This is a genomic window from Pantoea sp. AN62 (assembly GCF_050432985.1).
GTDB lineage: Bacteria > Pseudomonadota > Gammaproteobacteria > Enterobacterales > Enterobacteriaceae > Pantoea > Pantoea brenneri.
In genome coordinates, this window is the sequence record NZ_JBNPYB010000001.1 from 115437 (window position 1) to 136375 (window position 20939).

Sequence of the window (20939 nt, forward strand, 5' to 3'; positions counted from 1 at the left end):
TCAGCTCTCCGTTTGCAGCAGTTGGGTGAGTTGCGCCTGCAGTTGCGCCACCTGATGTTCCAGCGCCGTGACGCGTGCAGCCAGATCGCCCGGCTCTGCGGCGTCGCTCTCGTGTGGCAATTCCGCCTCATCGCTCAGCAGATGGATAAAACGGTGTTCGCGCCGACCCGGTTCCCGCGGCAGACGCATCACCGTGGCGCTGTCATCACGCTGCTGCAGCGCGTTGAGCGTCTGTTCTACCTCACTAACGTCGGTAAATTCATGCAGACGTCCGCTACGGGTACGCAGTTCACCCGGCGTCTGGGCACCGCGCAACAGTAGCAGTGTCAGCACCGCCACTTCCGCGCTGTTAAGCTTTAGCGTGCCAAAGGCGGAGTTGCAGAAGCGCTGAGCATATTTAACTACCCGCTGGCCCGATGCGCTGCTGGCGGTCACCAGATGCAATTTTTCCAGCTGATCGAGCTGATTTTGCACCTCGGTCTCGCTCAGGTTCATTACCGGCTCACGGTTCGATTTCTGATTACAGGCGCTGACCACCGCATTCAGGGAGAGCGGATACTGTTCCGGCGTCGTGACCTCTTTCTCCAGCAGACAGCCCAACACGCGCAACGCCTGCGCCGACAACGTCAATTTCATGCTGACTCCTTGTTATTATCCACGCCGATCAGACGTCCATTCCCGCCAGGTTAATGCCGTCAGGACGTGATCCTGCCAGCGGCCGTCGATCAACAGATAATCTTTGGCGTAACCCTCTTTTTCGAATCCGAGCCGCGCCAGCAAATCACCGCTGCGCTGGTTGTGTGGCATGTAGTTGGCCATGATGCGATGGATATGCTGTTGACGCTGCATATAGCGGATAGCCGACTGCAGCGCTTCAAACATCATGCCCTGCCCCTGCCATTTCTCGCCGAGTGAGTAACCCAGATAACAGGCGTGGAACGAGCCGCGCAACACGTTGCTGAAATTAGCCACGCCGCGCACCTCGGTTTCATCGCTGTCCATCAGAATGAAATAGAATGCCGATCCCTGCTTATGCATATCGGTAATCAGCCCTAGACGCGCCTGCCAGCCTGAGGGATAGCAGTGGCTTTCATCGCGCACCGGCTCCCACGGCTTTAAAAACAGGCGGTTTTCTGCGTAATAATCTGCCAGCCGCCAGGCATCACGCTCGTGAACCAGACGGACCACCAGCCGGTCGGTGGTTAATCGCACCCTTGGCGCGGCAGAACGATAGCCAAACATCCTGACTCCTGAAATCAAAGGCTGATAAAGATGAGCCGTAATTACCCTGCTTTCACTATAACCGTCGCCTGGGCTGCGGTAAAACGTTACCCGCGATCAAGCTGCAAACACCTTGATTTTGCTCTGTTATCACCATTGATTTTAACGGTGATTACCGGCCCGGACCCGCTCTGACGCCGATCGGTTCCGCATCCGGCGCGGGTGGGTTTGCCCTGCCGCTTAATCTCTTCCATACTTTTTGGCGAGTCCGAAAACAGGATGAATTGATTCATGCTGTCAACAAAGGAGATCAGGATGAAGCTGTATATCTATGAACACTGCCCTTTCTGCGTTAAGGCGCGGATGATTTTCGGCCTGAAAAATCTGCCGGTTGAGCTGGTGGTGATGCTCAATGACGACGAAGAGACGCCCAAACGGCTGATCGGTCAGAAAATGGCCCCGATCCTGCAAAAACAGGATGGCAGCGCCATGCCGGAGAGCATGGATATCGTGCATTATATCGATCGACTGGAGGGCGAACCGCTGATCACCGGCGCCCTCAATCCGGCCATCGCTGACTGGCTGCGCCACATGAACGGCTATGTTAACAAACTGCTGTTACCGCGCATCGCCGAGGCCCCTTTTGCAGAATTTGCCACACCAGAAGCGCGCGACTATTTCCGCAACAAAAAGCAGGCCAGCATTGGAGATTTCACCGAGCTGAAAAGCCATGCTGCCGGGATGATCAAAAATGTCAGCGGCGATCTGCGCCAGCTCGATAAATTAATTGTTCAGCCTAATGCGGTGAACGGTGAACTCTCTGAGGATGATTTTAACCTGTTCCCGCTGCTGCGTTCGCTGACGCTGGTTGCCGGTATCGACTGGCCGGCCAGAGTCGCAGAGTACCGCGATAATATGGCCAAGCAAACCCAGGTCAATCTGCTCTCCTCGATCGCCCAGTAACCCCTAACGGATGAGAAACCGAACGCGTTTCTCATCCCTTTCCTGATGACACCTGAGATGCATTCAGGCACGCTATGCGCTGTTCAATTAGCTTCGTCATTTAGGATGAATATCGATGAAAAAGGGTTTTTCCGGCCTTGCCGCTCTGTTACTGGTGCTGCTGGTTAGCGGCTGTAATCAACTGACGCAGTACACCATCAGCGAACAGGAAGTGAATCAGGCGCTGCAAAAGCACAATAACTATGAAAAAGATATCGGGCTCTCCGGACTGGTTAATGCCCATATCGTGCTCAATAATCTCACCAGCCAGATTGGCCGCGAAGAGCCGGGCAAAGTGACACTTTCCGGTAACGCGAAGATCAATGTTACCTCTCTCTTTGGGCCACAGCAGGCCGATATGCAGCTGAAGATGCGCGCTCAGCCGGTGTTCGATCAGCAGCAGGGCGCCATCTATCTGCGCGATCTGGAGATTGTTGATGCGCAGGTCACACCGGAAAAAATGGCCTCGATCATCAAGACGCTGACGCCTTATCTGAATCAGTCGCTGAAAAGTTATTTCGATCAGAAACCGGCTTACGTGCTGAGTACCGATCGCAGTAAAGGTGAGTCGCTGGCGAAGAAATTTGCCAAAGGCCTGGAAGTGAAACCGGGTGAGCTGGTGATCCCGTTTACTGACTGATCAACCGCCGCGCCTGACGGCGCGGATTTTCATCCGGCTGCAAAAAGCAGGTGCAAACGGTTGCCTGAATCCTTATGCTTAGACCCCGGCCTAAACGTGCCTTTCGTTTCCTTTCTGCCGGAGCCTCATTAATGACTGCACAACCTCAGCAACTTACTATCCGCCGCCCTGACGACTGGCATATTCATCTGCGTGACGATGAAATGCTTAAAACGGTGCTGCCGTATACCAGCGCGGTGAATGGTCGTGCCATTGTGATGCCCAATCTGGTGCCGCCGGTGACCAGCGTGGCGGCAGGTGAAGCCTACCGCGATCGGATTCTGGCGGCGCTGCCCGCTGACCACGCCTTCACACCGCTGATGACCTGCTATCTCACCGATTCGCTTGACCCGGATGAGCTGGAACGCGGCTTCACTGCCGGCCTGTTTACCGCCGCCAAACTTTATCCGGCGCATGCCACCACTAACTCCAGCCACGGCGTTACCAACATCGCCGCCATCGCCAGCGTACTGGAGCGGATGCAGCGACTCGGTATGCCGCTGCTGGTGCACGGTGAAGTTACCGATGCTCACATTGATATTTTCGATCGCGAGGCGCGCTTTATTGAGACGGTGATGATGCCGCTTCGCCAGCAGTTTCCGGCACTGAAAGTGGTGATGGAGCATATCACTACCCGTGAGGCAGCGGAGTACGTTGCCGCGGCCGATGAGACGCTGGGCGCGACCATCACCCCGCAGCATCTGATGTTTAACCGCAATCACATGCTGGTCGGCGGGATCCGTCCACACCTCTATTGCCTGCCAATCCTCAAGCGCAATGTGCATCAGGAGGCGCTACGCAAGGTGGTGGCCAGCGGCCATCCCCGCTTCTTCCTCGGCACCGATACCGCGCCGCACCTGCGTCACCTGAAAGAAGCGAGCTGCGGCTGCGCCGGCGTCTTCAGTGCGCCGACGTCGTTAGCGGCCTACGCCACGGTATTTGAAGAGCTGGATGCGCTGTCGCATTTTGAAGCATTCTGCTCTGAAAACGGTCCACGCTTTTACGGCCTGCCGCTCAACGACAGCCGCATCACGCTGGTACGTGAATCGTGGCAGGTGCCAGAGAGCATCGCACTCGGCGCGCATTCGCTGGTGCCGTTCCTCGCCGGTGAGACGCTGAACTGGCGTATCGCATAATTTCGCTTGCCTCCAGCCTGTTGATACTGTAAATATATACAGTATCTTATCTGGAGGCTCCCATGCGTGTTGAAATTACCGTATCGAATACCCGACCTCTTCCTGCGGGCGCGATAGAAGCGCTGAGCGACGAGCTGTCGCGCCGCATTGATGAACAGTTCCCGGACAGCACCAATCAGGTTAAAGTGCGCTACGCCAGTGCCAATAACCTGAGCGTGCTGGGCGGGGGCAAAGAGACTCGCGATCAGATCAGCGAAATCCTGCAGCAAACGTGGGAAAGCGCTGACGACTGGTTCATTACCGATTAACCGCCTCTGTGCTGTTTTTACCGGGTTTCGCCACCCGGTTTTTTTATCTTTTCTCCCCTCTCGCACTTCCCTATTCCTGCATCTAGACTCTGAATGATCAATGCCCTATCCTTGCGCTCGTCATGCATAACAGGAGGTGCGATACCATGACTACTGATAAACCGGAAGAGGCGATGACCTTTGGTGAGTTGTTAGCACTGATTGGTGATCAGCAACGTCGGCTGACGGTGCTGGAAAATGCCTTTTCCAGTCTGATTTTCTGTCTTGACGATCGTGCCAGTCAGTTGCTGGTGCACAATCTGTCGCTGGAAGCCCAAAACCAGAACCATGATGAGCAATTGCAACAGCATTTTGCCCGTCTGGCTGAAGCGCTGCAAAAGCGCGGTGGCGGCATCGCACCGGAAACTCCGGCGCTTTAACCGCAGCCCCAGGCTCTCTCCCTCGCGTTTCTGGTCCTGAAGAATCACTGATTAAAATGCCTGATCGTCAGGCATTTTATTTTTTCATCCGCCACCTTTTAAACACAAATATTCTGTGAGAAGCTGAGTGCAGGCATTTTTTCATCAGTAATAGCCCGCTTTACTGTTATAATAGTTTCGCTATTGGAATAAAAAAGCCGCATTGAACCTCATCATGCACTTCGTTTAACGAGTAATAAGGAGGTTATAATGGACAGAAGAAAAGATGTGATTCAGACCCATCCACTGGTGGGTTGGGATATCAGTACCGTTGACAGTTATGATGCCATGATGATCCGCCTGCACTCGTTATCGTCGCAGGATCAAAAAGAAGAAGAAGCGGATGTTGGCCCGACCTACTGGCTGACAACGGATGTGGCAAGGCAGTTCATCTCGATCCTCGAAGCGGGTATCGCTAAGATTGAATCAGCCGAGCAAGTAGAACGACTCCTTAAGAAGCACTAATTCCTGCCACATCAAAGAGGCGCCCTCAGGGGTGCCTTTTTCGTTTCTGTTTCTGTTATGCTTTTGATTATCTGTCTTTTTCAGGAGCAGGGTTACCATGATTTATGATCTTATCGTTGTCGGCAGCGGCTCAGTGGGCGCGGCGGCGGGCTACTATGCAACCCAGGCGGGCCTGTCGGTTTTGATGATCGACAGCGCTCATCCGCCGCATAATCAGGGTACGCATCACGGTGAAAGCCGGCTGATTCGCCACGCTTACGGTGAAGGCGAACGTTATGTCCCGCTGGTGCTGCGCGCGCAGACCCTGTGGGATGAGCTGGAACAGCACGCCGGTGAGCGTATCATGCACCGCAGCGGCGTGCTGAACCTGGCACCGATTCAGTCAGCGTTTATTCAGAACGTTATCGACAGCGCCAGGCAATGGCAGCTGAACATTGAGGTGATGCAGCCTGATGAGGTGCGCAAGCGCTGGCCGCAGATCAACGTACCCGAAGGCTATCTGGGCGTCTTTGAGCCGCAGTCGGGCTACCTCAAATGCGAACAGGCGGTCCGCAGCTGGATCAAGCTGGCAGAACAGGCAGGCTGTGCCCAGCTGTTTAACTGCCCGGTGTCCGGGATTGGGCGCGACGGCGATCTGCAACAGGTGACCACGCTCGACGGCATTTACCGTGGCCGCAAGATGCTGATCAGTGCCGGCACCTGGGTCGGCAAACTGGTGCCCAACCTGCCGGTTGCGCCGACCCGTAAGGTATTTGCCTGGTATCAGGCGGATGGTCGCTACAGCGAGAACAACAAGTTCCCGGGCTTTACCGTTGAAATGGCGGATGGCAGCCAGTTTTACGGTTTCCCGGCGGATAACAACGCGTTGAAAGTGGGACGTCATGATGGTGGCCAGTTGATGCAGCAGCCTGAAGATCGTAAACCCTTTGGCACCGTTGCGGCAGATGGCAGCGAAGCGTTTGGTTTCCTGCGTCAGTTTTTGCCGGGTGTTGGTGTGTGTCTGCACGGCGAAGCCTGTAGTTACGACTTCAGTCCGGACGAAGATTTTATTATTGATACGCTGCCAGACGAACCGAATCGGTTACTGATTACCGGTTTAAGCGGCCACGGCTTCAAATTCGCCAGCGTACTGGGCGAACTGGCAGCCGAGTTTGCTCAGCAAAAACCGTTCTCGTTTGATATTTCCCCCTTCCGGCTTTCGCGTTTCTGACTCTTGTTGCGGGTGGTATCGTCTGATAGCACCCGACTGACAAAAATTGAAGAAAATTGAATATTACTGACATTCACAGCCTGATTAATTCGCACTGAAAGTGAATTAAGCGCTTTTTTGATTGACGTATCGCGCGGTGAAAATAACTTATTCAGTAATATTGCGCATCTGTCGCGATTTTAATTCACCCTTTTCACTATCCCGACAGAAAGTTATAGAAGCGTAAGGTCGATTGCTTTTATATTTCATAATGTAGATGCTTATTTCAGATTATTTCACCTGAATAAACAGACTATGTTACGAAATACCCCTCATCAGTTTGGTCTGATCGCCGTGCTGCTGCACTGGTCGATGGCGCTGGTTATCTATGCCATGTTTGCGCTGGGATTATGGATGGTCGGACTCGGTTATTACGATAGCTGGTATCACGATGCGCCGGAAATCCATAAAAGTATTGGCGTGATCCTGTTGCTGACATTAGTGATTCGCCTGTTGTGGCGAATTATTTCACCGCCGCCTCAGCCGTTAAGCAGTTATTCCCCACCGGTGCGGATCGGGTCGATGGTTGCGCACTGGCTGCTCTATACGCTGCTGTTGGCCATCCTGCTCAGCGGCTATTTCATCTCCACCGCCGATGGCAAGCCGATTGCGGTATTCAACCTGTTTTCTCTGCCGGCCGTTCTGAGTGGCGCAGGCGCACAGGCCGATCTGGCTGGCGATATCCACCTGTGGCTGGCCTGGACGGTGGTGATCCTGTCGCTGCTGCACGGTCTGGCGGCGTTAAAACATCACTTTATCGATCGCGATACCACCTTAAAACGGATGTCAGGTTTGCGCATCCCTTTACCCGCTGAAAAGGAGAAGTAATATGCTAAAGAAGACGCTACTGGCCATGACGGGTGCCAGCCTGCTGCTGGGTTCACTGACCGCTAACGCCGCTGAGTATAAAATTGATAAAGAAGGCCAGCATGCCTTTATTCAGTTTCGTATTCAGCATTTAGGCTACAGCTGGCTGTACGGCACCTTTAAGGATTTTGACGGCCGTTTTAGCTTTGATGAGAGTAACCCTTCAGCCGATAAAGTCGACGTCACCATTAACACCAACAGTATTGATACCAATCACGCTGAACGTGACAAGCATCTGCGCAGTGCGGATTTCCTGAACGTCGGCAAAAATCCACAGGCCAGCTTCAAATCAACCTCAGTGAAAAAAGAGGGTGATGAGCTGGAAATTACTGGCGATCTGACGCTGAATGGCGTTACCAAACCGGTTACGCTGGAAGCGAAACTGCTGGGTGAAGGCAAAGATCCGTGGGGGGGATATCGCGCAGGCTTTGAAGCCGAGGGTGAAATTACGCTGAAAGATTTTAATATTACCAAAGATCTCGGCCCGGCCTCGCAAAAGGTTCAGCTGATGATTTCGGTAGAAGGTGTGCGTCAGTAAACGGCTAAACCGCCTGAAGCCGGGCTTCAGGCGGGATCACTTATTTTTTAACCGGTGACGGGATGGTCATGTTTAACAGGCCACGCGACTTGTTAAAGATCTTATTGCCGTTTTCACGCCCGGCGCGACGGGCACGCTGCTCTTCCGGCGACAGTTTTGCCTCTTCCTGACACAGCGGGCTACAGCAGTTCTCAAACTTCTCTGCGCAGCTTTTACACTGAATAAACAGCAGATGGCAGCCATCGTTGACGCAGTTGACGTGGGTGTCGCACGGCTCACCACACTGATGACAGTTCGACAGCACATCATCAGAAATCCGCTCGCCCATCCGCTCGTCAAAGACAAAGTTTTTACCTTTGAATCGGACCGGTAACCCCTGCTCACGAGCACGGCGGGCATACTCGATAATGCCACCTTCAACGTGGTAAACATCTTCAAAACCGTTATGACGCATCCAGGCGCTGGCTTTCTCACAGCGAATTCCCCCGGTGCAGTACATCACGATCTTTTTGTCTTTCTTATCCTGCAGCATATCAACCGCCATCGGCAGCTGGTCGCGGAAGGTGTCGGCCGGCACTTCCAGCGCGTTATCAAAGCGTCCGACTTCATATTCGTAATGGTTACGCATATCAACGAACACTGCATCCGGATCGTCCAGCATGGCGTTCACTTCTGCGGCTTTGAGGTATTGCCCCACATCGCTGGCATCGAACGTGCCGTCAGCAATGCCGTCTGCCACAATCCGGTCACGGACTTTCAGGCGCAGCACCCAGAAGGATTTACCGTCGTCGTCCAGCGCAACGTTCATTCGCAGATTATTCAGCGCCGGATCAAAGCCGTAAAGATAGGCTTTCATCTTTTCATACTGGCTGGCGGGAACGCTGATCTGGGCGTTAATCCCTTCATGCGCAACGTAAACCCGGCCAAACACCTTCAGGGCGGTCAGACCAAGATAGAGCGCATCGCGAAACGCTTTAGGATCGGCGATCTGGAAGTACTTATAAAAAGAGACAGTGGTGCGCGGCTCGGTTTCAGCCAGCATGCGCGCCTTCAGCTCTTTATTGGAAACGAGGTTATGTAACACTGGCATGGTGTTCGTTCCTGTCATCAATAGAAGAAATTTAGCGCGCACATGATACCTGATTTCAACGGGATGCAAAGACCACCGGCCAAATTGATCGCCGGTTGGCTGTTTTTCCCGCACTGCCGGCTCGCTTATAATACTTACCGGGTGAATTGCCGCCGACAGTAATATTTATGCGCAGGATAAAAACTGGCACAATAGTGAAAATCAACGAGATATCAGCACCGCACGGTGCGCGACGCAGGAAAAAACAATTTCACATGACCCAGTTGCCTCAATTTTCACGAGAACTGCTTCACCCCCGCTATTGGTTAACCTGGTTGGGCGTGTTCTTCCTTTATCTTTTGGTGCTACTTCCTTATCCCCTGCTTTATGTGCTTGGCTGTAATATTGGCCGTATTGGCATGCGCTTTATGAAGCGACGCGTCAACATCGCACGCCGTAATCTGGAATTAAGCTTTCCGGATATGCCGCCCAACGATCGTGAAGCGATGGTTAAGCACAACTTCGAATCCGTCGGCATGGGCTTGATTGAAACCGGCATGGCATGGTTCTGGCCCGACTGGCGGATTAACAAATGGCATAAACCTTCTGGCTTAGAGCACATTCAGCAGGCGCGCGACACTCAGCGCGGCGTGCTGTTGATTGGTATGCACTTTCTGACGCTGGAGATTGGCGCCCGTATGTTTGGTATCCATAACCCGGGCATCGGCGTCTATCGGCCGAACGACAATAAGCTGATTGACTGGCTGCAGGTGCATGGCCGGATGCGTTCCAACAAAAGCATGCTCGATCGTAAAGATCTCAAAGGGATGATTCGCGCCCTGAAGCGTGGCGATATCATCTGGTACGCGCCTGACCACGATTACGGTCCGCGCAGCAGCGTGTTTGTGCCGTTTTTTGGCGTCGACAAGGCAGCTACCACGGTCGGCACCCATCTGTTGATCCGCATGGGTAAACCGGCAGTGATTCCGTTTGTACCGCGCCGTCTGCCAGAAGGCCGTGGTTATGAACTGATGATTCTGCCTGATATTAGCGACAGCTTTACCCTGGCAAGTGAGGAAGAGACCGCTGCCCGGATGAATAAAGTGGTCGAGGAAGGCGTCTTACTGGCACCCGAACAGTATATGTGGCTGCACCGCCGCTTTAAGACCCGCCCGGAAGGGGAACCTTCACGCTATTAAGTTACCGGCGCTAAACGGTGGCAGTGATGCCGTTTAGCGCTTTTTTCGCTGTTTTCCTCCCCTGCTAAAACAATCCATTCCTCCCGCCAGCCCGCGCCGGTCCGATTACCGGTCCAGTGATTAATCAACGGCGCGCCAGAGTTTACTGATAACCGTGCGATATAATTAGCATCCTTAACCAATCCACCGGACATTATCTGCGCTGACGCCCTTTTAGCGGCCGGATAAATTAATTTCCCATTATTTTATTATATTCACTGGCGGTGCTAATTTATTTGAAAGCCAGGCCAATTCCTATTTAGCCAGGCTTAATCATTTCCCTCTGCTTATTAATCCAGTAAAATTAACTTAATTTACAAGCAATTGTAGCTACATGGCAGGTCATATTCCTTTTTACAAAATTTTAACGTCCTGATAGACCGTTATTGCATTTGAAGTTATGGGTGCTTGTCGGTAATTTCAGCTGTGACAGTTAGATGCTTAACTGCGAAGACAAAAAACATAAAAAGATGACACACAGCAACCTTCTTAGCAGGACTTATAATATGAATAACGGTCTCTACTATTATGTGACAATCAGCACCGATCAGGACAATTATCATGCGCTTCACCGGAAAGGATGCCGCCGGATGCCGGATAAAGAAGACATAATATTTATCGGCACCTTATATAATCTGAGTCAGGCATTATCGATCGCCCGCATTAACTTCAAAAAAGTTAAGCCCTGTATAAAATGCTGTATTCGCTACTCCGCACCGGTAATTCATGAATCGGTGCGCCCGGTCCTGCACTTCCCGCAAAAAGGAGTCTGACCGTGAATGGCGGGAAGTGCGTTATTTCCCGCCAATCAAACTGCCCCGCCCTTTCCCTCCGCCAGATTTCGTCTATTCTTCACTGAAATCAAATCAACCAGGCAAGGAGAAGAGCGATGAGCATGTACAGTACCTTAGAGGAAGCGATTGATGCTGCACGTGAAGAGTTTCTCGCTAACCACCCGGAACTTGAGGAAGGCGATGCATCGGTAAGCCAGTTTGGCCTGCAAAAATATGTCATGCAGGACGGTGATATTATGTGGCAGGCGGAGTTTCTGGCTGACGAAGGTGATGCGGGTGAATGCCTGCCGATTCGCAGCGGTGAAGCGGCCCAGGCGATTTTCGATGCTGACTTCGATGAGGTGGAACTGCGTCAGGAGTGGTTAGCGGAAAACACCCTGCACGAATGGGACGACGGTGAGTTCCAGCTGGAGCCGCCGCTGGATACCGAAGAAGGTGAAGCCGCTGCGCAAGAGTGGGAAGATGATAACAGCGACTCCGATCGCGGTTATTCGTAAGGACCGTGGCTGGCGTCGACCGGTAACAGCAGGGTGTCCACCACCAGCGACAGCGGCAGGTCAAGGATAGTCAATACCCGCCAGGCGCCGTCGCGCACATCCCACTGTACGCCCGGATAGTACTGATTACCGTGCCCCTGACCGGGCACGGTACGGCTGATAATACTGCCGCAGCCGCTCAGACAGATCACCGCCAGCGCTAACACACCTGTTTTCAGACACCGTTTCACCACTGATACCCGCCCTTTACAACCATTATCGTTATCCTGCGCTACGCGCTCTGTTGGCCCGATTTAGCCTGCCGCAACAGAGATCTCCCCTGCTGCTCTGACCGCAAATAACCGGCAAAAAAAAGCGGCATCGCTGCCGCTTTTTCATTTTACGCGTTTTTGACCAGCGCATTGGGGTTGAGGGTGAGTTTTTGATAACTCTCCACCCACTGATGATACTTCTCAGCGTTCTCCCACAGCCGGGTATGCACACGTGCCAGCACCACCGGATCGCTGATCAGCTGTAAGCGCTGTTCACGATTCAGTTTTTCTGGCGAATCGCTCAGCGCCTGATCGACGCGGCGATCGCGGGCATAGTCGAGCAACTGACTCTGCTTATGACGTGACGTCGCCAGTGCCGTCGCCAGCGCGTTAAACGCCGGATGGAACAGCGCGTGCATAAAGCCATTTTCCAGCGCCCGCTCACGGTTAAGCTGCAGGTAGTGATCGGTATCCACCAGCTCTTTTGGCGGCTCATACTCTTCCGGGATCAGGAACAGTCGGGCCTTCTTGCTCTTGATACCGATGGTTGCCCGGCTCGACATCACCGACACAAACGGCGACAGAATCAGCGAGAAGACAATCGGTGACAACCACCACAGGAAGTTGAGATCCAACAGTCCCATACCGATTGCCCACACCAGTCCCAGTGCCATCTGCGAACCGTGACGTTTAAACGCCTCGCTCCACGGCGTGGCATCATCGTCACGCTGTGGCGAATTCCATACCACTTCCCAGCCGAGGAAGGCGCTGACCACGAACACGGTGTGGAACAGCATGCGCACCGGTGCCAGCAGCACGGAGAACAGCATTTCCAGCATCAGCGAGATGAACAGACGGATCGCGCCACCGTAGGATTTCGCCCCCTTGCACCAGATTAATATCACGCTCAGCAGTTTCGGCAGGAACAGTAATATCAGCGTGGTGGAGAACAATGCTATCGCCAGTTCAGGACGCCACTGCGGCCACACCGGGAACAGCTGCCGCGGTTGCAGGAAGTAGGTCGGTTCCATCAGCGTATGCACCACCTGCAAGGCGGTAGAGAGCGCCAGGAACATGAACCACAGCGGTGCTGACAGATAAGACATCACACCGGTCAGGAACACCGCACGGTGAACCGGGTGCATCCCTTTCACCAGGAACAGTCGGAAGTTCATCAGGTTACCGTGGCACCAGCGACGGTCACGCTTCAGCTCATCCAGCAGGTTCGGTGGCAGTTCTTCATACGAGCCCGGCAGATCGTAGGCAATCCAGACGCCCCAGCCGGCACGGCGCATCAGCGCAGCTTCAACAAAGTCGTGCGACAGAATCGATCCGGCAAAGGAGCCTTCACCCGGTAACGGTGCCAGCGCACAGTGCTCGATAAACGGTTTCACCCGGATTATCGCGTTGTGCCCCCAGTAGTGGGATTCCCCCAGCTGCCAGAAGTGCAAGCCAGCGGTAAACAGCGGACCGTAAACGCGGGTGGCAAACTGCTGACAGCGCGCATACAGCGTGTCCATACCGGATGCTTTCGGCGACGACTGAATAATACCGGCGTTCGGGTTGGCTTCCATCATGCGAACCAGACCGGTCAGACATTCACCGCTCATGACGCTGTCGGCGTCCAGCACCACCATGTAGCTGTAGTTGCTGCCCCAGCGACGGCAGAAGTCATCGATGTTGCCGCTTTTACGCTTCACACGACGACGACGACGACGATAGAAAATCTTGCCCGCACCGCCGACGTCACGCACCAGCTCCATCCAGGCTTTCTGTTCGGCGATGGCGATATCGGCGTCGTAACTGTCGCTGAGGATATAAACGTCGAAATGCTCAGCGTTGCCGGTCCGCACCACCGATTCCCAGGTGGCACGCAGGCCAGCGTAAACGCGCTCAACATCTTCGTTACAGATTGGCATGATCAGCGCGGTACGGTGCGCAGGGTTAAGCGGCTCATCCCCCACGGTAGAGTAGGAAATACTGTATTTGTCACGACCAATCAGCAACTGCAGGAAGCCCATCAGCGCGGTCCAGAAACCGGCCGAGACCCAACAGAACAGAATGGCGAACAGGAACAGGATGCCGGTCTGCAACACGTACGGCAGGATCTGCATCACCGACTGCTGCCAGTTCTGATTGATCATCTCCATCGGATCCAGCAGCGTCCAGCCCTGATACGGCAGAATGGTCTTCATGTACCAGGTGGCAACCACGGTCTGCATGATGGTGAGGATCAGCAGAATATAGCGGCGAATCGATCCGACATGACGCCATTTTTCTTCGGCACGCTGCTCTTCCGCGTTAGCGTAGCGCGGCACCGATTTATGGCCACGCAGTGAGTCCCAGGCGCGAGCGACCGGGTTGGTCCGCCAGGCTTCCGGGAACATCAGGGAGCGTTTGACCTTCGGCATCGCCTTCAGCGTGGTACGATCCAGGTCATCTTTACCCAGCTGCTGACCATTGGCGAGCGAGTCGGGCCAGGCCATTTCGACCCGCGATGACACCGATTTTAACGGTGCATCGTCGGGACGATCGCTGGCGGCCACATCCTTGCCCAGCGCATCATGAATGAAGTGAAACGCTGCAGCATGCTGCAGCGAGGCGCTAAGGCGCGCCTTCCCCGCCGCATCCAGCGGCAGGGATTCCACGTAACGTTGAGGTGTAAAAGTCGATTTATTCATTGGCAGGTAACTGATAGCTCCAGGTTTCCGTCAATGTCTTGTCGCCGCTAACCAGCGCCGCACGCATTTCGGTGGGCTGCTTGTTGTCTTTCACACGCAGACGCAACACCAGACGCCAGCCTTTAGTGACCGGGTTATAACGTACGCTCTGCTCAACCACGTCCGCGTTTTTACCCACGCTGACCTGCGGTGCCACCTGACTGTTCTCCGCCATCTTGCTCATGTCTTTACCCACGAAGTCGATGGTGAAAGCCACGGTGCCATCTGGCTGACGCACCAGATTAGACTGCTTCACGTCACCTGCAGAACGCAGGGTGTTTTTCACCCATGCCGTGTCGTCAGAGTGCAGTTGATTTTCATCACGTGAGAAGTGCAGGCGATATTTGAAGTTCATCTCTTTGCCCGGCTCCGGCAGCGTCTCCGGGGTCCAGAACGCAACGATGTTGTCGTTGGTCTCATCAGCCGTTGGGATCTCAACCAGTTCTACCCGGCCTTTACCCCAGTCGCCTAATGGCTCAACCCAGCCGCTTGGGCGCAGATCGTAGCGGTCGTCGAGATCCTGATAGTTGTTGAAGTCACGCCCGCGCTGCAGCAGACCAAAACCTTTTGGACTCTCGATGGTGTAGGTGCTGACCGCCAGATGACGCGGATTGTTCAGCGGACGCCAGATCCATTCACCGTTGCCGCTGTGAATCGACAGACCGTCTGAGTCATGTAATGCCGGACGGAAGTTGTTCACGGTAGACGGCTGGTTCTGACCAAACAGGAACATACTGGTCAGCGGCGCAACGCCCAGCTTACCAACGTTGTCACGCAGGTAGACTTTTGACTGCACATCAACGGTCGACGCCTGGCCCGGACGCAGCACAAAGCGATAGGCACCCGCCGCACGCGGCGAATCGAGCAGTGCATAGATCACCAGCTGTTTATCCTGCGGCTTCGGACGCTCAATCCAGAACTCTTTGAAACGCGGGAACTCTTCACCGGACGGTAGCGCAGTATCAATCGCCAGGCCACGGGCTGACAGACCATACACCTGGCCGGCACCGATCACCCGGAAATAGCTGGCACCGAGGAAGCTGGCGATCTCATCGTCTTTACCCTTGCTGTTTAACGGGTAGAGCACTTTGAAACCGGCAAATCCGAGGTTTTTCACCGCGTCGGCATCATGTTTTACATTGCCGAAATTAAAATAGTCGGGGTTATATTTGATCTCACGCACCGCGTTAGCGGTCACTTCATTGATTTGCACCGGGGTGTCGAAATACATCCCCTGATGGTAAAATTCCAGCTTGAACGGCGTGCGCAGCTTGCCCCAATACGCTTTATCGTGGTTAAACTGGATCTGCTGGTAATCAGCAAATTTCATTTCACGAAATTGAGAGGGTAAATTGCTTTTTGGCGCTTCGAAGCTTTTCCCTGCCAACGCTTTGGCTTGTCTGGCAACATCATCGATGTTAAACGCCCAACTGTTATTGGCGTATAACGCCAGCAGAACCGCAGTACCAATCCAGCGTACCTTCATCAGTCCGGCTTTATTTTTTTCTTTAGTCAGCACATCCCCCCCTTTCGTGTGCTTAAATCAAACCCGCTTATCTTAAAGGATTATTCGGTTTTCCGACAGCTTATGCGCAACTTTGTTCCCGCATTTCGTCAGGCAAAGAGCCGCTTTTAGGACAATTAAACACTACGGATTCCACTGATAGTATACCTTGTTTATCGCAGGTAGAATTCCGCCCGAGCATAATCCGGTTTCAGGGCGAAACCGGTCAAACGTACTAACGAACTGGAACTTTATGAGTACAGCAAAACCTGAACGTGAATACTTCCTCGACTCAATCCGGGCGTATCTGATGTTACTGGGGGTGCCGTTTCACGTCTCCCTGATCTACTCGACGCAGAAATGGGCAGTCAACAGCCAGGAAGCCTCGCTGTGGCTGACGCTGTTCAATGATTTTATTCATGCGTTTCGTATGCAGGTGTTTTTCGTCATCTCGGGCTATTTCTCCTACATGCTCTATCTGCGCTACCAGCCGCGACGCTTTCTGAAGGTGCGGCTGGAGCGGGTTGGCATCCCGTTACTGACCGCTATTCCGCTGATTACCCTGCCGCAGTTTTTTATGCTGAAAAACTGGACCAGCAAGCTGGCCGACTGGCCGCGCTTCAGCCGGTATGAAAAATTTAATAACCTGATGTGGGAGCTGATCTCGCACCTGTGGTTTCTGGTGGTGCTGGTGATGCTGACCACGCTGGGGATGGTGACGTTCCGCTGGTTGCGCGATCAGCACCGCAGCATTGATTACAGCCGGGTCGGCTGGGGTTCGCTGGCTGCCGGCGTAACGGCCTGGGCGTTGCTGTGGTGTCTGTTCCGCCGCCTGATCTTTCTGTTCCAGCCAGCCTGGCTGATGGATGGCCTGTTCAGCATTATCGTGATGCAAACCCTCTTCTACCTGCCATTCTTTATGCTGGGCGCGCTGGCGTGGAAACATCCGCCGCTGAAGCAGTTGTTTGTCCGTTTCAATCCGCTGATGTGGGTCGGCGCGGTGGTGATGTTTATCGCCTACTGCGCTAATCAGCGACTGAGCAGCGGCGAAGGCTGGCTGTATGAGCTGGATGCACTGATTTCAACGCTGATGGGATTGTGCATGCTGAGCGTCTGCTTCTGCTTTGGCCACAAGCTGCTGAATGCACATTCGCCGCGTATCATGTACCTGGTCAATGCGTCGTTGTTCATCTATCTGGTGCACCATCCGCTGACCCTGCTGTACGGCATCTACGTGACCCCGCGCATCGAAAACAACACGCTGGGCTTCTTCCTGGGCCTGCTGATGGTGTTCGGAATCGCCTTCCTGCTGTATGAGATTCATCTGCGGATACCGCTGCTGCGCTTCCTGTTTTCCGGTAAGTTTGAGCGCAAATAACCTGGCGTCAGGTGATCGATGGGTTTGGCTTCCGTCTGCTGACGAGTTCAGGCGATTGATGGGAGCAGGCCCCCAATAGTGTTAGCCAAAGATAGCTGACAAACATAAAGCGATGGGAACATACGCCAGTAGCAAAGCATAGCGGACCAGGGACAAAAACGCCGGGAGCGTTTTTGAACAACGCAGAGCGTTGGCCCGGCGACGGGCGCACCTCAGGAATGAGGTGCGTAACCGTCCGCGCTGAGCCCGCCAGGGGTGGCGGGTTTCGCGTTTTTGCGCACGGCGTAGGCTCCCTGAGCCTGAGCCTGAGCCTGAGCCTGAGCCTGAGCCTGAGCCTGAGCCTGAGCCTGAGCCTGAGCCTGAGCAGCGTCCAGCTTACAGCAGCCACTCAATCGGCAAGCGCCACACCAGCCGCACCTGCAGCCGCTGCCACCACGAGCAGCCGGGCTCGTGCTTATGCACCACCTGCTGCGCTTCATCCGGATACTCCAGCCAGTTGACCCGTCCCCACTTATCCAGCCGCAGCGTCCAGGCACGATCGCGCATCGACAGGCTGAAACGCTGATGGGTTTCCTTCGCCAGCGTCTCGCTCTCAATCACCAGCCCCATTTCGGTATTGAGTACCGCCGAGCGCGGATCAAAGTTGAACGAGCCGATGAACAGCGTTTGCTGATCGACCGAAAAGGTTTTGGCATGCAGGCTTGAGCCGGAATTACCGGTTAAACCGCGGTCGTGAGGCGCATCCTGCAGCGCCGCCTGCGGCTTCAGTTCATAGAGGGCGATGCCGTGCCGCAGCAGCTTCTTGCGCCATTTAGCGTAACCGGCATGCACAATCGACACATCATTGGCGGCCAGCGAGTTGGTCAGAATGGCAATCTTCACCCCTTTGCGCTTCAGCGACAGCAGCTGCGCCACGCCCGCGCGGGTCGGGACAAAATAGGCGGAGATGATGTCAAACTGCCGCTGCGGCGTACCGATCACCTCCAGCATCCGTTGTGGCAACAGCGTTTTCCGACGCGCTTTGCCCAGCCCTTTACGCGGATCGTCACTCAGCAACCGGGTTCTTGCCCAGGTCAGCGCTAACCTGCCCTGCTCCAGCTCCTGGAGCAGCGAAGCGCTTTCAAGGCGCTGCAGATAACGCTGCACCGCCTCGCTGTGACGCCACTCGGCCGGCAGGCTGACGCTGTCTTCCTCCAGCTCATGCTCGTCCAGCACCTGCTGCAGCGGCGAGACCGGGCGGCTGTTCCAGTAGCGCTCAAAATCCTGTGCTACCTCATCGACCACCGGGCCAATCGCCAGCACGTCGAGATCGGCAAACAGCGGCTCATTGCCGGTACCGAAATATTCATCACCGACATTGCGCCCGCCGACCACCGTGGTGACGCCATCAACGGTGAAGCTTTTATTGTGCATGCGGCGATTCAGCCGGGCGAAGTCGGTCAGGTAGCCCAGCGCCCGCAGGGTGCGAAATGAGAAGGGATTAAACAGCCGCACCGCAATATTGGGGTGACGGTTGAGCTGAGCCAGCGTTTCATCCAGGCCCGGCGTATTATTGTCATCCAGCAGCAGGCGAACTTTAACCCCGCGCCGCGCCGCCTCCAGCATTGCGCTGAACAGCAGCCGGCCAGAGAGGTCGTTTTGCCAGATGTAGTACTGAATATCGAGCGAACGCTCCGCTTTTTGCATCAGCAGATAGCGCGCCGCAAAAGCGTCCAGCCCGTCGCTGAGCGGATAAATCCCGCTGAGTCCTGGATGGCGCTGGCACTGCGGCACCAGCTGCGCTTCCAGCCAGCTGGGCTGTTCGGATTGCTGAGACAGCTCAAACGCTTCGGTCATGACCATTCCCTGTAAAATGCAGTTATTTTTATTATTCCCCGGCCCGTGGTCTGACGCTATACGATCCTTCCGACTTCGTAAAAACGCTGCGACAGTTTTTTAGTCTAGACTTAGTCGGACGATCTGTGACCGGCATCGGCCCGGCAGGAGAGGAATATGTCACATCAACCCCTTACAGACGCCCGCCAGCGCCATCATCCCAGTCTGTTCCGCAGTTTTTTCCAGGGCAGTTTTCCCTGTTCCACCGCCTGCCGCACGCCGGGAAAACGACTCGACATGGTGATCAGCAGCGGCCACGATATGCTGCTGGAGAAGGATTACGCCGCCCTGGCAGAACAGCATCTTTTCACCGCGCGTGACGGCGCACGCTGGCACCTGATTGAAAAAATTCCCAATCAGTACGACTGGCAGAGCTTTCTGCCGATGATCGCCGCGGCGCAGCGCCAGAATTTACAGATTATCTGGGAACTGGCGCACTTCGGCTATCCCGATCATCTTAATATCTGGAAAGCGGAATTTGTTGACCATTTTAGCCGTTTCGCCCGCGCGATGGCGCAGCTGATGCGCGATGAGGGCATCGAACAGCCGTTTTTCACACCAGTTAATCAAATCTCTTTCTGGTCGTGGGCCGGTGCCGATGTCGCCTGGTTTAATCCACACGCGGCGGGACGCGGCAAAGAGCTGAAGCGTCAACTGGTTCGCGCCTCGCTGGCGGCCATTCATGCCATTCGTGAGGTCTACCCGGATGCGCGCTTTGTGCTGACCGATCCGCTGGTGCAGATTGCCCATCATGCCGACAATCCGGACAGTAAACCCTACGCCGACGCCCAGCATCAGGCGCAGTTTGAAGCCTGGGACATGCTGGCTGGCCGCCTCGACAAAGAGTTAGGCGGCAGTGAAGATTGTCTCGATATCCTCGGTCTGAATTACTATCCCGATAATCACTGGTTCTTCCCCGATCGGCCGATGTCACTCGACGATCCGGCGCGGGTGCCGCTGCATATTTTGCTGGCACAGTGCTGGCAACGCTTTCAGCGGCCGATGCTGATTGCCGAAACCGGTGCCGAAGGCGAGGCGCGTGCGCCCTGGCTGCAGGAGATCAGTGAGAATGTGGCGGTGGCGCTGGATCAGGGCATTGCGGTGGAGGGAGTGTCGCTCTATCCGGTGGTGGAATACCCGGCCTGGGCTGACGATCGGCGTTCACCTGGCCCGCTGTTCGGCCTGGCCGATCCCAACGGTAACCGTAATCTTCATGAGGCGCTGGCGCTGGTGTTGCGCAGTCAGCAGATCAAATTTACCCGGCGCGATCAGACCGGCTGAGACGGTGGTTTTTTCGGGTAACAGGACTGGACATCAAGGGAAGGATCGGTGGGATGGCGCACATCGGTTAACCAGGTCATGGTGAACAGAAACGTGACGCCAATCAGACAGGCCGCCAGCAGGCCGATAATTGCGATCAGTTTGTCATCTCTGGATTCCATCGCCTTCTCCTTTTCCATTCCCTTGAATTACGCCGGGGTCAGCTCATCCAGAGCGTAATCAACAGGACAAAGATTATAAGCGTAACTGAGGTCACCGCAAGCACCACAATCGCAAAGTGAGCATCGTCGAGCGACTGGCGAATTGGCTCATCCTGATCGTCGGGTGGCGAAGGTAACGACATGGGCTTCCTGTAAAATTCGGTGAACGGGGCAACTATGCAGCGCGTCACAGTGTAGATGAAAGCTTG

Annotated in this window: 23 protein-coding genes; 14 read left to right on the top strand and 9 right to left on the bottom strand. The window is 54.6% G+C overall.

All coding sequences use genetic code 11. The features are described from left to right. Both FHW04_RS00585 and rimJ read right to left on the bottom strand, forming a co-directional pair. The gene (locus FHW04_RS00585) at positions 1–636 is read right to left on the bottom strand and encodes a YceH family protein (protein WP_089561050.1); all 636 of its coding nucleotides are present in this window, start codon (positions 634–636) and stop codon (positions 1–3) included. A 15-nt stretch (positions 637–651) separates the two neighbouring features. Beyond that, positions 652–1242 carry a ribosomal protein S5-alanine N-acetyltransferase gene (rimJ, locus tag FHW04_RS00590; RefSeq protein ID WP_046288397.1) on the bottom strand — a complete coding sequence of 197 codons (591 nt, stop codon included), beginning with the start codon at positions 1240–1242 and terminating at the stop codon, positions 652–654. Between the two features lie 294 nt (positions 1243–1536). Here rimJ and grxB point away from each other — a divergent pair, with 294 nt between their 5' ends. From grxB to FHW04_RS00635, 9 genes are all read left to right on the top strand, one after another. After that, the gene (grxB, locus tag FHW04_RS00595; protein WP_046288398.1) at positions 1537–2184 is read left to right on the top strand and encodes a glutaredoxin 2; all 648 of its coding nucleotides are present in this window, start codon (positions 1537–1539) and stop codon (positions 2182–2184) included. A 115-nt stretch (positions 2185–2299) separates the two neighbouring features. Beyond that, the gene (locus FHW04_RS00600) at positions 2300–2863 is read left to right on the top strand and encodes a lipoprotein (RefSeq protein ID WP_031376549.1); all 564 of its coding nucleotides are present in this window, start codon (positions 2300–2302) and stop codon (positions 2861–2863) included. 131 nt (positions 2864–2994) lie between these two features. Next, positions 2995–4038, top strand: coding sequence for a dihydroorotase (pyrC, locus tag FHW04_RS00605; RefSeq protein ID WP_089561051.1), 1044 nt, complete (start codon positions 2995–2997; stop codon positions 4036–4038). 62 nt (positions 4039–4100) lie between these two features. Next, entirely contained in the window at positions 4101–4346 is a 246-nt protein-coding gene (dinI, locus tag FHW04_RS00610) for a DNA damage-inducible protein I (protein WP_031376547.1), read from the top strand. A gap of 146 nt (positions 4347–4492) precedes the next feature. Further along, positions 4493–4765: a hypothetical protein gene (locus tag FHW04_RS00615; protein WP_031376546.1), complete on the top strand. Its 273-nt coding sequence runs from the start codon at positions 4493–4495 to the stop codon at positions 4763–4765. 249 nt (positions 4766–5014) lie between these two features. Next, positions 5015–5269 carry a biofilm formation regulator BssS gene (bssS, locus tag FHW04_RS00620; RefSeq protein ID WP_031376545.1) on the top strand — a complete coding sequence of 85 codons (255 nt, stop codon included), beginning with the start codon at positions 5015–5017 and terminating at the stop codon, positions 5267–5269. A gap of 97 nt (positions 5270–5366) precedes the next feature. After that, positions 5367–6479 (top strand): N-methyl-L-tryptophan oxidase, encoded by a 1113-nt coding sequence (gene solA, locus FHW04_RS00625; protein ID WP_031376544.1) that lies wholly within the window; start codon positions 5367–5369, stop codon positions 6477–6479. Positions 6480–6773: 294 nt separating this feature from the next. Beyond that, entirely contained in the window at positions 6774–7346 is a 573-nt protein-coding gene (locus FHW04_RS00630) for a cytochrome b (protein ID WP_089561052.1), read from the top strand. Position 7347: 1 nt separating this feature from the next. Continuing rightward, the gene (locus tag FHW04_RS00635) at positions 7348–7923 is read left to right on the top strand and encodes a YceI family protein (RefSeq protein ID WP_046288399.1); all 576 of its coding nucleotides are present in this window, start codon (positions 7348–7350) and stop codon (positions 7921–7923) included. A 40-nt stretch (positions 7924–7963) separates the two neighbouring features. On the opposite strand, the gene FHW04_RS00640 is transcribed toward FHW04_RS00635, so the two are convergent. Next, on the bottom strand, positions 7964–9013 hold the full coding sequence (locus FHW04_RS00640; RefSeq protein ID WP_031376542.1) for a rhodanese-related sulfurtransferase: 1050 nt from the start codon (positions 9011–9013) through the stop codon (positions 7964–7966). Between the two features lie 254 nt (positions 9014–9267). Between FHW04_RS00640 and FHW04_RS00645 the strand changes: the two genes are divergently transcribed. From FHW04_RS00645 to FHW04_RS00655, 3 genes are all read left to right on the top strand, one after another. Next, entirely contained in the window at positions 9268–10191 is a 924-nt protein-coding gene (locus tag FHW04_RS00645; protein ID WP_031376541.1) for a Kdo(2)-lipid IV(A) acyltransferase, read from the top strand. A 545-nt stretch (positions 10192–10736) separates the two neighbouring features. Then, complete coding sequence (locus FHW04_RS00650) at positions 10737–11003, top strand: hypothetical protein (protein WP_031376540.1); 267 nt, start codon at positions 10737–10739, stop codon at positions 11001–11003. A 116-nt stretch (positions 11004–11119) separates the two neighbouring features. After that, positions 11120–11521 carry a MysB family protein gene (locus tag FHW04_RS00655; protein WP_031376539.1) on the top strand — a complete coding sequence of 134 codons (402 nt, stop codon included), beginning with the start codon at positions 11120–11122 and terminating at the stop codon, positions 11519–11521. Here the strand turns inward: FHW04_RS00655 and FHW04_RS00660 are convergent. The 3 genes from FHW04_RS00660 to FHW04_RS00670 form a co-directional block, all read right to left on the bottom strand. Beyond that, positions 11512–11751 carry a YceK/YidQ family lipoprotein gene (locus tag FHW04_RS00660; RefSeq protein WP_069728188.1) on the bottom strand — a complete coding sequence of 80 codons (240 nt, stop codon included), beginning with the start codon at positions 11749–11751 and terminating at the stop codon, positions 11512–11514. The genes FHW04_RS00655 and FHW04_RS00660 overlap by 10 nt on opposite strands. A gap of 149 nt (positions 11752–11900) precedes the next feature. Further along, a complete protein-coding gene (gene mdoH, locus FHW04_RS00665; protein WP_046288400.1) occupies positions 11901–14453 on the bottom strand; it encodes a glucans biosynthesis glucosyltransferase MdoH in 2553 nt (850 codons plus the stop codon). After that, positions 14446–15981: a glucan biosynthesis protein G gene (locus tag FHW04_RS00670; RefSeq protein WP_176035886.1), complete on the bottom strand. Its 1536-nt coding sequence runs from the start codon at positions 15979–15981 to the stop codon at positions 14446–14448. The genes mdoH and FHW04_RS00670 overlap by 8 nt, the downstream gene beginning before the upstream one ends. Before the next feature lie 268 nt (positions 15982–16249). Here FHW04_RS00670 and mdoC point away from each other — a divergent pair, with 268 nt between their 5' ends. Continuing rightward, positions 16250–17374: a glucans biosynthesis protein MdoC gene (gene mdoC / locus FHW04_RS00675; RefSeq protein WP_031376536.1), complete on the top strand. Its 1125-nt coding sequence runs from the start codon at positions 16250–16252 to the stop codon at positions 17372–17374. Between the two features lie 375 nt (positions 17375–17749). Here mdoC and FHW04_RS00680 read toward each other — a convergent pair whose 3' ends face one another. After that, positions 17750–19210, bottom strand: a complete 1461-nt coding sequence (locus tag FHW04_RS00680) for a phospholipase D family protein (RefSeq protein ID WP_094106338.1) — start codon at positions 19208–19210, stop codon at positions 17750–17752. 156 nt (positions 19211–19366) lie between these two features. On the opposite strand from FHW04_RS00680, the gene FHW04_RS00685 reads away from it, so the two are divergent. Then, positions 19367–20530 (top strand): beta-glucosidase, encoded by a 1164-nt coding sequence (locus FHW04_RS00685; RefSeq protein WP_031376534.1) that lies wholly within the window; start codon positions 19367–19369, stop codon positions 20528–20530. Here the strand turns inward: FHW04_RS00685 and FHW04_RS00690 are convergent. Together FHW04_RS00690 and FHW04_RS00695 are read right to left on the bottom strand one after the other, a co-directional pair. Further along, positions 20518–20691: a hypothetical protein gene (locus tag FHW04_RS00690; RefSeq protein ID WP_162836817.1), complete on the bottom strand. Its 174-nt coding sequence runs from the start codon at positions 20689–20691 to the stop codon at positions 20518–20520. The genes FHW04_RS00685 and FHW04_RS00690 overlap by 13 nt on opposite strands. Before the next feature lie 38 nt (positions 20692–20729). After that, the gene (locus tag FHW04_RS00695) at positions 20730–20873 is read right to left on the bottom strand and encodes a hypothetical protein (protein WP_167375082.1); all 144 of its coding nucleotides are present in this window, start codon (positions 20871–20873) and stop codon (positions 20730–20732) included. Positions 20874–20939: the final 66 nt, after the last annotated feature.